At 37.2% G+C, this 12369-nt stretch carries 9 protein-coding genes; 3 read left to right on the top strand and 6 right to left on the bottom strand.

Going from position 1 to position 12369, the window contains the following annotated elements; translation table 11 throughout:
- Nucleotides 1-87: 87 nt before the first annotated feature.
- Together LV704_RS11345 and LV704_RS11350 are read left to right on the top strand one after the other, a co-directional pair.
- Entirely contained in the window at nucleotides 88-2247 is a 2160-nt protein-coding gene (locus LV704_RS11345; RefSeq protein WP_163420031.1) for a S9 family peptidase, read from the top strand.
- 18 nt (nucleotides 2248-2265) lie between these two features.
- On the top strand, nucleotides 2266-3798 hold the full coding sequence (locus LV704_RS11350) for a peptide MFS transporter (protein WP_163420029.1): 1533 nt from the start codon (nucleotides 2266-2268) through the stop codon (nucleotides 3796-3798).
- Here the strand turns inward: LV704_RS11350 and LV704_RS11355 are convergent.
- Genes LV704_RS11355 through surE form a run of 5 tightly spaced genes read right to left on the bottom strand, consistent with a single transcriptional unit; the run spans nucleotide 3792 to nucleotide 8582 of the window.
- Entirely contained in the window at nucleotides 3792-5819 is a 2028-nt protein-coding gene (locus LV704_RS11355) for a ComEC/Rec2 family competence protein (RefSeq protein ID WP_163420027.1), read from the bottom strand. The two genes, LV704_RS11350 and LV704_RS11355, sit on opposite strands and share 7 nt — an antisense overlap.
- On the bottom strand, nucleotides 5819-6364 hold the full coding sequence (locus LV704_RS11360; RefSeq protein ID WP_163420025.1) for a C40 family peptidase: 546 nt from the start codon (nucleotides 6362-6364) through the stop codon (nucleotides 5819-5821). Before LV704_RS11360 ends, LV704_RS11355 begins: the two co-directional genes overlap by 1 nt.
- 32 nt (nucleotides 6365-6396) lie before the next feature.
- On the bottom strand, nucleotides 6397-7509 hold the full coding sequence (lpxB, locus tag LV704_RS11365) for a lipid-A-disaccharide synthase (RefSeq protein ID WP_163420023.1): 1113 nt from the start codon (nucleotides 7507-7509) through the stop codon (nucleotides 6397-6399).
- Between the two features lie 19 nt (nucleotides 7510-7528).
- On the bottom strand, nucleotides 7529-7813 hold the full coding sequence (locus LV704_RS11370; RefSeq protein WP_163420021.1) for a hypothetical protein: 285 nt from the start codon (nucleotides 7811-7813) through the stop codon (nucleotides 7529-7531).
- The gene (gene surE, locus LV704_RS11375) at nucleotides 7803-8582 is read right to left on the bottom strand and encodes a 5'/3'-nucleotidase SurE (RefSeq protein ID WP_163420019.1); all 780 of its coding nucleotides are present in this window, start codon (nucleotides 8580-8582) and stop codon (nucleotides 7803-7805) included. Before surE ends, LV704_RS11370 begins: the two co-directional genes overlap by 11 nt.
- 202 nt (nucleotides 8583-8784) lie before the next feature.
- On the opposite strand from surE, the gene LV704_RS11380 reads away from it, so the two are divergent.
- Nucleotides 8785-10983: a carboxy terminal-processing peptidase gene (locus LV704_RS11380; RefSeq protein ID WP_163420017.1), complete on the top strand. Its 2199-nt coding sequence runs from the start codon at nucleotides 8785-8787 to the stop codon at nucleotides 10981-10983.
- Nucleotides 10984-11081: 98 nt separating this feature from the next.
- On the opposite strand, the gene LV704_RS11385 is transcribed toward LV704_RS11380, so the two are convergent.
- Nucleotides 11082-12350, bottom strand: coding sequence for a DEAD/DEAH box helicase (locus tag LV704_RS11385; protein ID WP_163420015.1), 1269 nt, complete (start codon nucleotides 12348-12350; stop codon nucleotides 11082-11084).
- Nucleotides 12351-12369 lie beyond the last annotated feature (19 nt).

Consider the following 12369-nt stretch of genomic DNA (forward strand, 5'->3'; position numbering starts at 1 on the left):
TTAATTCTTGTTACAATTGTAACACTAAAGTTTAGATTTTGAATAAATATTAGTAAACTTGATAGTTTTTAATCAATTTTAACTTCAATGAGGAAATCAGTTCTCCTATCCCTGTTCGTTTTCGGATTTTTAACCTTCTCCATAGCCCAAAAGAAAAAAATAACCCTAGAAGAAATCTGGGGAGGTGAATTTAGAACCGAGTACATGGATGTGCTTAGATCCATGAAAAACGGGAAACAGTATACCATTCTAAATTTTAATCGTTCTCCTAGGACCAGTAGCTTGGATAAATATGATTATGAAACTTTAGAAAAAATAGAAACCATAGCCGCATCATCAGATGAGGTGCCTTTCTTTAGCTCTTATACATTTAGCGATGATGAATCCAAGATTGTCCTAGCAACGGAGATTGAACCCATTTTTAGACATTCACGGTTGGGAATTTATTATGTGTATGATGTCGCCACCAAAAATATTACAAAGGTTTCTGATGCTAAGATTCAGGAACCTTTGTTGTCTCCGGACGGTTCTAGTGTTGCTTATGTTTTGGACAATAATATTTTTGTTTTTGATATTGCTTCCAGGGCAACCAAACAAATTACCACAGATGGTAAGAAAGGAAGTATAATCAATGGAGTAACGGATTGGGTGTATGAAGAAGAATTTGCTTTTGTTCGTGCGTTTGAGTGGAACAGTAATGGCACCAAGATAGCCTTCCTTCGTTTTGATGAAACCAACGTGCCTCTTTATGCAATGGATGTATATGGGCAGAATCTGTATCCATTCCAACAGGAGTTTAAATACCCAAAAGCAGGTGAGGAAAATGCAAAAGTATCCTTGCATATGTATGATGTTACTGCGGCCAAGACATCAAAAGTGGATTTGGGCAAGGTGGAATACATTCCAAGAATCAAATGGATGAACGATCCTAACTATTTGAGTGTTCAAACCATAAACCGCCATCAAAATCATTTAAAATTGCATGCGGTCGACGCAGCGGACAATTCCGTTTCGGTATTGCTCGAAGAAAAAGATGATGCCTATGTGGACATTACCGACAATCTTACCTTCTTGGCTGATGATAGTTTCATATGGACAAGTGAAATGGATGGTTATAATCATATTTATCTATACGGTAAGGATGGCAACTTGAAAAACCAAATTACCAAAGGAGAATGGGAAGTGACCAATTATTATGGTTATGATAAAAAGGCCAATAAAATCTACTATCAGTCTGTAGAGAATGGTTCTATAAATAGGGATGTGTACAGCATCAGCAGCACTGGGAAAAATAAAAAGCGCCTGACTTTAAGAGAAGGAACCAATGCAGCAGATTTTAGTGCAGACTACACGTATTTTATCAATACATTTTCAAGTGCCATAATGCCCTATGAGTTTACATTGCATAAAGCATCCAACGGGAAAAAACTAAAGGACATCAAAAACAACTCGGTTCTGGATAACAAATTGGAGGGTTACGAATTATCTCCCAAGGAATTCTCCACCATAAACATTAACGGGAATGATTTAAACATGTATATGGTTAAACCTGCTGATTTTGATGAAAGCAAAGAATATCCTCTACTAATGTTCCAATATAGTGGCCCAGGATCTCAGCAAGTTGCCAACCGTTGGTTTGGAAGCAATGACTATTGGCACCAGATGTTAGCATCTGAAGGATATATTGTTGCCTGTGTGGATGGACGAGGAACGGGACTAAAAGGACGTGATTTTACAAAAGTTACTTATATGAATTTGGTGAAACATGAAACGGAAGATCAAATAGCTGCCGCTAAAAAGCTAAGTGAACTTCCTTACATAGATGAAAACAGAACCGGAATTTGGGGCTGGAGTTACGGAGGCCATATGAGTACAAACTGTCTGTTAAAGGGCAATGATACATTTGAAATGGCCATAGCGGTGGCTCCAGTGACTTCTTGGCGTTTTTATGATACAATCTATACAGAACGTTTTATGCGCACACCAGCAGAAAACCCGGGAGGATATGACGATAATTCACCTTTCAATTACCCTGAGCTTTTAAAAGGAAAGTATTTATTGGTTCATGGATCTGGAGATGACAATGTGCATGTACAAAACTCCATGCGTATGATTGAAGCGCTAGTGCAAGCCAACAAGGATTTTGAATGGGCCATTTATCCAGATAAAAACCATGGTATTTATGGCGGAAACACAAGACTTCATTTGTTTTCCAAAATGACCAAGTTCGTCAAAGAAAATTTGTAACCAAACTCAATAATATATATGTCAGATATTGTAAAGCCAGCCAGTGAAAAGCAACTTTTTGGGCATCCCCAAGGTCTTTTCTATCTATTCTTTGCTGAATTGTGGGAACGTTTTAGTTTTTATGGAATGCGAGCCCTGCTCACATTGTACATGGTCAATGTTATATTTGAGGCCTTGTCCAATAGAGATTACGCAGCTGCAGCAATCTATGCTTCTTACGGGTCATTGGTTTATGCCTCCACTGTAATAGGTGGAAAGATTTCAGATTCTATTATGGGAATGCGTTCCTCGATTTTCTTGGGAGGTATTTTAATGGCTCTTGGACATTTTGTCCTGGCAATAGAAAACAATACAGCTTTCTTTTTGGCCTTGGCATTTATCATTGTAGGGAACGGATTCTTCAAACCGAATATCTCAACTTTTGTAGGCACACTTTATAAAGATGGTGATCCAAGAAAAGATTCCGGGTTTACTATTTTTTATATGGGAATCAACATAGGTGGATTTATTTCTCCATTACTATGTGGATGGTTGGGAGAAACATATGGATGGCACTACGGTTTTGGTTTGGCAGGGATAGGAATGCTTGCCGGATTGCTTTTCTTTTGGAGCGGTATAAAAAAGAATGTTTTTGGAGATGGAGGCAAACCGCCGAGTGTAGAAGTTTATGAGAAAAAAGTTATGGGAATCCCCCAAAAACATTTAATCCCTATTATTGCATTTTTATCAGCTCCTCTTATAGCATTCTTGTTGTATTCGTATAAATCTTTAGGTGCAGAAGGCAGTTTTCTAGAAGACCAGAACATAGTCAACGTATTATTTAAATTGATTGCAGTTGCTATTTTGATATATATGGGAATGGTTATGATCAAGAGTACTGTAGATGAGCGGAAAAAGCTCTTCATGGCCTTACTGATTACATTTTTTATGACCATATTTTGGGGCTTTCATGAACTGCATGGTAGTGTAATCACGTTATTTGCGGCTAGAAACGTGAATTTATCACTTATCAATGCGAGCCAGACCAATGCACTTAACTCCATGTTCATCTTTATATTGGCAATACCCATTTCTTTGGTTTGGACATATTTGGCAAAAAAGAAATTAAATCCAAGAACACCATATAAATTTGGAATGGGCTTGGTTTTGGCAGGTTTAAGTTTCTATGTAGTATCATTAAGTGGTGGAGCAGCGGACGAAAATGGAATGGTGCCTTTTTCATACCTACTTTGGTTGTATTTTATCTTATCGGTGGGTGAACTTTTCATGTCACCCGTAGGACTTTCCAAAATCACCGATTTATCTCCTAAGCGCATTGTTGCTTTTATGATGGGAGTTTGGTTCTTGTCATCGGCCTTTGCATTTCAAGTGGTTGGATTTATTTCCAAACAGTTGGCTATTGAAAGCTCAGACAGTAATGTAGGTGGCTTGGATACGCTCAATGTGTATTTAGATGGTTTCCGTTTAATCGCTATCTATGCTTTAGTGGCAGGAGTAGTTGTATTGATATTTGGACCGCTAATGAAACGATTGATGGGCAATGTTCATTGATCTAAGTTAAGCCTAAAAGAATAGTATCCCTTTTCGCCAGTGCTGTGAAAAGGGATTTCTTTTTTTAAACAGGTTTGTTTCCAACGTGAGACATGGCTTCTGTAGTTACTGCCATCTGCGATAACCATTTTAGGATTGGTGGCATCTATCACTCTTTCCAGATTAACCTTTGGAGATTGGGTGAGCAGTATATAATCCTGATCTTTTACCAGCGAATATATTCCTAGACTATCCATAACATATAGATTTTTTCCACTAATGTTGAAGTTGTTTTTTAGTGTTTGATATGAAGCGGACTGAATCCGCTCGGATGTTTTGTAATCATTTGCCAAAGAACCAATAGTACTGCTGTCTGATGCATAAAATTTTAAAGAAGTTCCTTTTTGATGCAACAACAATGTATTCTTGGATTTGTGTAACAATACCAGAGTCTCCTTTTTCTGCACCTGAATTTGATTCCAGATACTCCATCCCTGTAATGTTATAATTCCTATTAGAAGTACAATAGTATTTTTTAGTTTTGGTTTGGAAAGAAACATAACTAGTGTGAGGATAACTAGGTAACCTAAAATCATTTGAACAGTATCAAAAGGAATGTCCTTGATGATAAAGCCTTCTTGTTTGGCTACCCAATCAATAGTGCCATTCATAGTTTTAATAACCACATTATAAATGTCAGTCATGAAATTGGGGAGACTATTGAAAATGGATAAGAGAATAACTAAGATTCCCATTCCCAGAATCAACCCTAAAAATGGTATTATCAGAAGGTTTGATATAAAAAATAACGCTGGAAATTGATGAAAATAAAAAAGACTGATGGGTAAAACCCCTAGTTGGGCAGCAATACTTACCGCTACTAATTGCCAAACTTTACGGATAATCATGTTTTCGGGAAACCAAAAGCGTTGAAGTTTAGGGTATATCCAGACAATGGCAAAAACTGCTGCATAACTCATTTGAAACCCTACCTGAAACAAAAACAGGGGTTTTATCAGCAAAATAAAGAACATGGATAGTGCAATAATGTTGAAAGAGTTTGTCGGTCTATTCAAATGCATGGCATATGCCAGAAAAGAGAACATGGTTACGGCTCTTACAACAGAAGGGGAAAGGCCTGCTATAAATGCATATGTCCAAAGAAGAAGGACAATTAATATCAATTTCAGGGTCTTGCCATTTGGAAGTCGCTCTAAAGGAGACAGCAGAAACTGAAATAGCAATAATAGAATACCAATATGAAGTCCGGAAACGGCTAAAATATGAACAGCTCCAGCGTTTTTATAATTGTTATACGTGCTTTCAGAGATATCATCTCGTTTGCCCAATAGCAATGCCTGAATTACCGCAAGTTCATCTTTTCCAAAGGCTTCATTTTTTAATTTTGAAACAATATGTTCCCTAAATTTTGAAGCCAAACCAAAAATGGTTTTCTTGGGATTCTCTTTTAATTGAATATCATCGTAACCTGTTCGGATTTGATGATAGACCCCTTGCTTTTTCAGGTAGTCTTTGTAGTTAAATTGATGCGGGTTCAATGGAGATTTAATAGCTTCTGCACTAGAAAACACAATAAATTCATCATCAACCTTTAATTTGCTCATTGTGGAATCGGTTGGGAAATTTACAACTAGCTTTCCAGTACTTTTTTCATTTTCCAAAGTAATGACCTTGGCAACATAGCGCTGTGTATAATGATTTGGTTTAAGAACTTCCAAAATTTTAAGCCCCCATTGCTTGACTCCATTTATTTCTTTGTTGGAATAGTGATGGGGAAGTTTTCGAGATTCGGAAATATTAACAATAAAAACACCAAGCAATAGGGTAACGAGGATTGTGGTCAATTCAAAAAAAGGAGGTCCATTACGAGATTGTTTCCTGTTGAACCAAAATAAACACGGGAATAACCCTAGAAGGGTAAAAAAAGAGGCTTGTGGATTTATTTCAAAATAGAACCCAATGATAATGCCTATTACAAGGTATAACGTTAATTTAATAGATACAAAATTGAAAAAGTGCATTACAGAATTCGCATCGCCTTTACAAAAGCATAATTCCAATACCCCTCTCTAAGGGATGATACAATAACTCCTCTTGAGGTGGAGGAGTGGATAAATTTTATGTCATCTCCCCTAACATCAACAACCAAACCTACATGGTTTACGCGCTTTCCGCTTTTACTGGTTTTAAAAAAAAGAAGATCTCCTTTTTGTACCTGGCCAACTTTTATGCGTTTGCCCTCTTCCGCCATTTGGTAGGAGACCCTTGGGAAGGTAATATCGTTTTCTTTTAACGAAACATATAAAAGCCCAGAACAATCCATTCCTTTTCTTGTAGTGCCGCCAAATTTATAGCGAGTACCGGAAAAGGTCATGGCTGTTGCAATTACGTCTTCAACCTTTGAATTTTTCTTTTTCTCTTTTTTTGGTTTTTCCAGTGTCGGGGTTTCCTCAGAAGACCCTTCAACAGAAACAGTTATTGGAGTACGATAGGTTCTTTTTTTCTTGGCTGACCCACAACCAAAAAGGATTAAAAAGGAAAGAAAATAGAGGGCTCTTTTTAACATCCAAGAATAGCTTTTCTTCTTGGAGGCTAAATCTAAGCATTTTCAATGATTAATTTGGCTGCCAATTGACTTGCGCCTTTTCCACCCAATTTTGCTTTAAGCAATTTATAGTCTGCCAAAATACGATTTCTGTCATCACCTTCTATAATTTTTGAAAGCTCCTCTTTGATGTTTCCAGAAGTTAAATCACTTTGAATCAATTCTTTGACTACTTCTTTGTCCATAATTAAATTGACCAGTGAAATGTAATCTAAAGTGATGATACGCTTCGCGATTTGATAAGAAATCCAATTACCTTTATAGCACACCACTTGAGGGATGCCAAAAAGGGCAGTTTCTAAAGTTGCTGTTCCACTAGTAACCAAAGCGGCATGGGAATGTCTTAACAATGAATAAGTTTGATTGGATACATACCCAACATTGTTTTCTTTTACAAAGGAATTATAAAAGTCATCGGGTAAACTTGGCGCTCCTGCAATAACAAATTGATAGTTTGGAAAATCACCTCTTACAGAGAGCATGATATTCAACATTTTTTGTACTTCCTGTTTTCTGCTGCCCGGCAAAAGCGCAATGATAGGTTTTTGTGGATCTAGACTATATTCTTTTCTAAACGAAGCTTCTTCAACAATTTTCGTGTTTTCTATGGCATCGATCAGAGGATGGCCAACAAAGTTTACGGGATAATTATGTTTCTTTTCGTAAAAGTCCTTTTCAAAAGGGAGAATTACGTACATATTGTCAATATCTCGTTTTATCTTTTCAATCCTACCTTCACGAGAAGCCCATATTTGCGGAGAAATATAATAATTGGTCCTAAATTTATTTTTCTTGGCCCATTTTGCAATGCGCAAGTTAAAGCCTGAGAAATCGATGAAAATAATAAGGTCAGGATCAAACTTCTGAATATCCTCCTTGCAAAAAGCAATGTTCTTAAAAATAGTAGGGATGTTCTTTATGACTTCCAAGAAACCCATAAAGGCCATGTTTTTATAATGTTTGGCCAATTCTCCGCCAGCTTGTTGCATTAAGTCTCCGCCCCAACAACGAATGTCCGCAGCTTCATCTTTTTTCTTGATGGCTTTAATAAGGTTGGAACCGTGTAGGTCCCCGGAGGCTTCACCGGCTATTATGTAGTACTTCATCAATAAAGTTCAAACTCGACTAAAAAATTTTATAATATAAAATTACCAAAGCGGTAATTAGAGTTGCAATCATGACTCCTCTGGCTCTATAATCTCTTTTTAAACGTAGGAACCCAAAGAAGGCTATTAAATTTAAAATGGCTCCTAAGGCTAATAAACTTCCAACATGGCCTTGTTTTACAGCGGCGTTGAAGGTTTCTGCTATGCTCAAATCTGAAAAAATTAAAATATACAATAGTGTACCAAGGGTATTTGCAATGATTCCCACTACAAAACCAATTATAACTTCCTTTCTATTTTTCATTTAAACTCCAATTATTTACCTGCGGAATTGTATGGTGGGCGGTAAGGTCAAATTGTGTTGGTACAACAGAAACATAGCCCTGAGCCAACGCCCATTCATCTGTGTCCTCACCTTTATCCAGTAATTCAAATTCTCCAGTTAACCAATAATAATCTTTTCCTGTAGGACTTATACGCTTATCAAATTTCTCCTTCCAATTGGCTCTTGCCTGTCTGCAAACTTTTATCCCTTTAGGCTCATCATCCGTTTTGGGAATATTTACATTGAGCACTATACCTTTTGGAATACCATGAAGCAACGCTTCGGTCACTATAGTTTTTATGGATTTGGAAGCATGGCTAAAATCAGCTTCCCAAGAATAATCACAAAGCGAAAAACCAATTGCAGGAATACCCTCGATACCCGCTTCAATTGCTGCACTCATGGTTCCTGAGTAAATCACATTTATTGATGCATTGGAGCCATGATTGATTCCGCTAACACAGATGTCAGGTTTTCTATCCAATATTTCTTGCAGGCCCAATTTTACACAGTCGGCAGGGGTTCCGCTACAACTGTACTCACTTGGAGCGCCCTCTTCTTGATCTATGATTACTTTTTTTGAATATAATGTATTGTCTATAGTTATTGCATGCCCCATACCAGATTGCGGACTGTCAGGAGCCACAACAATGACCTCACCAATTTCCTTCATTATCCGTATTAATTCTCTAAGTCCCGGGGCAGTTATCCCATCATCGTTAGTAACTAGGATGAGTGGTTTTTTCATTTTGCATAATTAATGGCATAAAAATACGTTTTTCATAAGGATATGATGCTCTGATCGTTTAACAAAAAATTAAAAGCCCTGCACTAAACTGGCACGGTTTTTTCAGTATCTTAGGGAATTCATATCAATTGAAACGGAGGATGACGTAATGAAGGTTTGACAAAAACTGTCAAATGATTTCGCTCCCAATAAAAACCCATTTATGAAAAAGAATTTCACCTTGGCGCTTTTGGTAATTCTTGTTGCTGTAGCCTCATGTAGTTTTACAAATAAGTCTTTTGAAAACGATGATAAGGATAAGCTGTTGTTAGATTTAATAACATATGTCCTGGAACGTGGTCATTATGAGCCCAAAGATTTAAATGATGATTTTTCTTCAAACGTTTTTGATGATTTTATAGATATTCTAGATCCTACAAAAAGATACTTTTTATCTAGTGATATTAGAGAATTTGAAAAATATAGATTTCAGATTGACGATGAAATCAAGAATACGGACATCACTTTCTTCAATATTGTATACCAACGTTTAATGAAGCGAATGGATGAAGCTCAGGATTTATATGCCGAAGTGCTCTCACAACCATTTGATTATGCAATTGAGGAAAATATCAATATTGATTATAAAGATCAGGAATTTGCTTCAAACAAAAAGCAGCTTAAAGAACGGTGGAGAAAACAACTTAAATACAATACACTTGGTGTTTTTGACAATAAGATTGACAACAAACTTATGGAAGGCACCAACGCAGCCATAGGTGAAGGAGGTGATATCGCTTCCACTAACATAAATTTAAATCTGAAAAATGCCAATGGAGTTTTAAAGGATGTAACCATTGAGGAGATAGAAATTGCCTCTAGGGAGAACACTAAAAACACTCTGGATGAATTTTTCGACTTTATTGATGATTTGGAACGCAAAGATTGGTTTGTACAATATATCAATACCATTGTAGATGAATTTGATCCACATACATTCTATTTTGCTCCGGACGACAAAGAGAAATTTGATATTGGTATGTCTGGTAAGTTCGAAGGAATTGGGGCTAGACTACAAAAGAAACCAGAAGGAGCCAGAATTATGGAAATTATTTCTGGAGGCCCAGTTTGGAAAGAGCAAAGCTTGGAAGTTGGCGATGAGATATTAAAAGTTGGGCAAGATGGAGCAGAACCTACTGATATTGTGGGCATGCGTTTAGATGATGCCATTAAATTGATAAAAGGACCAAAGGGAACAATAGTTGACTTAACGGTTAGAAGAGTGGATGGCACTGTTGAAGAAGTTTCCATAAAAAGAGATGTGGTTTTATTGGAGGAATCCTATGCAAAATCTGCTACAGTTAAGAGTGAGGAAAATAAATACGGACTTATTAACCTTCCTAAGTTTTATGTGGACTTTGAGGATTATACGGAGCGCAATGCTGCAACAGATGTTGCCAAAGAAGTAGAGCGTCTAAAACAAGAAGGAGTTGAAGGTATTGTTTTGGATTTAAGAGACAATGGAGGAGGATCCCTAAAAACAGTAGTAGAAATGGCTGGTCTGTTTATTAAAGATGGGCCAATTGTTCAGGTTCGTTCCTCAGGCCAAAGAAAAGAAGTACATGAAGATAAAGATGAACGTATTCAATGGGATGGCCCATTGGTTATTTTGGTGAATGAATTATCCGCTTCTGCCTCTGAAATTTTGGCAGCGGCTATGCAGGATTATAAGCGAGCTGTTGTTATCGGTAGCAAACAAACCTTTGGTAAAGGAACCGTTCAAAATGTAATTCCTTTGGATAATATAGTAAGAAGCAATGAGCACGGAGATTTAGGTGCCATTAAGCTTACCACCCAAAAGTTTTATAGAATCAACGGAGGTTCAACACAGTTGGAAGGTGTTAAAAGTGATATTGTAGTTCCGGATAGATATAGTTATATTGATTTAGGGGAAAGAGATCAAGAAAACCCATTGGGTTGGGATAAGATCACCCCAGCAGAATATAAGATTTGGGATGGTTACATCGATTTTGAAACTACGGTTGCCAATAGTAAAAAAAGAATGGAAGGCAATCAGCAAATCAAGTTGATAGAAGACAATGCCAAATGGCTTAAAGAGCAACAAGATGAAACTATTGTTTCTTTAAGTTACGATGCCTACAAAAAAAGGGAAGAACAAGCCAAAAAACGTTCGGATCAATTTAAGAGTCTAAGAGAATACGATTCAAAATTGACATTTGAATCTTTAAAGTATGAAACCGAGCTGTTTACACAAGATTCTGTGCTAAGAGAGAAAAGAAATAGATGGCACAAGAATTTGGCAAAAGACATCTATGTAGAAGAAGCTGTGAATGTATTAAGGGATTTGAAGTTAAACAATATTAAGAACAGTGAAAGAAAATTGGCAAGCGTAAAAGGATAGATAATTTTCAATTATAAAATAGAAAGCCGACTTCTTAGGAGTCGGCTTTTTTATTGCATAATCTGAACGTTCTGAACAAATACCAACCTAGGCATTGGTTACCTTTTCTTTCTTCGGAAACCAGGATTTTGAGAACCTCTTTTTTTGTTGCGATTGGCAAAAAATTCTTGCTTCTGTCGTTGCTTTTCCTTCTGTAATGCCTTCTTTTCAGTGGCATTCATAGGTCTGTCTGTCTGCGGAAAGGGATTGTCACTCACAACTTCGATTTTTTGTTTGATGAGCTTTTCAATATCCCTTATATATGCGTTTTCTTCTGGCTCACAGATTGAAATGGAAGTGCCTTCCTCACCAGCACGTCCACAGCGCCCAATTCTATGCACATACGTTTCAGGCTCATTGGGTATATCATAGTTGATCACGTAACGAAGCTTGTCTATGTCAATACCACGAGCTGCAATATCAGTAGCCACCAATACTCTGATGCTATCAGCTTTGAAGTTTTTTAGTGCTTTTTGCCGTTGGTTTTGAGACTTGTCGCCATGAATGGCTGCACATTCAATTTTTTTCTTCTGGAGATTGCGCACAATACGATTTGCCCCGTGCTTCGTCCTTGAAAAAAGCAGCACTTGCTCCAATTCAGGATTCTCTAGAATATGCAAAAGCAGTTTGCCTTTGTCTTGTTTGTTGGTGGTATATAAAAACTGTTGAATTGTATCTGCTGTAGAAGAAACAGGGTTTACGGCAACCTTCTTTGGATTGATCAAGATTTGTTGGGACAGGCTCAAAATATTTTTGGGCATGGTGGCCGAGAAAAATAAGGACTGTCTTTGTTTGGGTAATTTGGCCAAGATTTTTTTAATGTCGTGTATAAAGCCCATATCCAGCATACGGTCAGCTTCATCCAGTACAAAATACTTGACATCCCGTAAAGAGATATATCCTTGGTTCATTAAATCCAGTAGACGGCCAGGAGTGGCAATTAAGACATCTACACCTTGTTTCAATACATTGGTTTGAGCCCTTTGATTTACGCCTCCAAATATGACTGTATTGGTGATTGTGGTGTATTTGCCATAGGCTGTAAAGCTTTCTCCAATTTGTATGGCAAGCTCACGGGTAGGAGTAATCACCAGTGTGGAAATCCTTCGTTTACCATTTTTATTTTGTTGATCATTCACCAAGTGTTGAATAATGGGAATGGCAAAAGCCGCAGTCTTTCCTGTACCAGTTTGAGCACTGCCCAAGACATCTTCTTTGTTTAAAACCAGTGGAATGGATTTAGCTTGAATAGATGTGGGCTCTGTATAGTTTTCATCTCTCAAAGCTTTGAGTAAGGAAGGAATCAATTTTAAATCTTGGAATGTCATGTTGTTTTCAATGGGTTAC

Origin of the sequence: Flagellimonas sp. CMM7 (genome assembly GCF_021390195.1) — a bacterium.
Classification (GTDB): Bacteria; Bacteroidota; Bacteroidia; order Flavobacteriales; family Flavobacteriaceae; genus Flagellimonas.

Excerpts from the sequence above, each read along its gene's own strand:
- LV704_RS11345 (WP_163420031.1), top strand. The coding sequence starts at position 88 with ATGAGGAAATCAGTTCTCCTATCCCTGTTCGTTTTCGGATTTTTAACC.
- LV704_RS11350 (WP_163420029.1), top strand. The coding sequence starts at position 2,266 with ATGTCAGATATTGTAAAGCCAGCCAGTGAAAAGCAACTTTTTGGGCAT.
- LV704_RS11355 (WP_163420027.1), bottom strand. The coding sequence starts at position 5,819 with ATGCACTTTTTCAATTTTGTATCTATTAAATTAACGTTATACCTTGTA.
- LV704_RS11360 (WP_163420025.1), bottom strand. The coding sequence starts at position 6,364 with ATGTTAAAAAGAGCCCTCTATTTTCTTTCCTTTTTAATCCTTTTTGGT.
- lpxB (WP_163420023.1), bottom strand. The coding sequence starts at position 7,509 with ATGAAGTACTACATAATAGCCGGTGAAGCCTCCGGGGACCTACACGGT.
- LV704_RS11370 (WP_163420021.1), bottom strand. The coding sequence starts at position 7,813 with ATGAAAAATAGAAAGGAAGTTATAATTGGTTTTGTAGTGGGAATCATT.
- surE (WP_163420019.1), bottom strand. The coding sequence starts at position 8,582 with ATGAAAAAACCACTCATCCTAGTTACTAACGATGATGGGATAACTGCC.
- LV704_RS11380 (WP_163420017.1), top strand. The coding sequence starts at position 8,785 with ATGAAAAAGAATTTCACCTTGGCGCTTTTGGTAATTCTTGTTGCTGTA.
- LV704_RS11385 (WP_163420015.1), bottom strand. The coding sequence starts at position 12,350 with ATGACATTCCAAGATTTAAAATTGATTCCTTCCTTACTCAAAGCTTTG.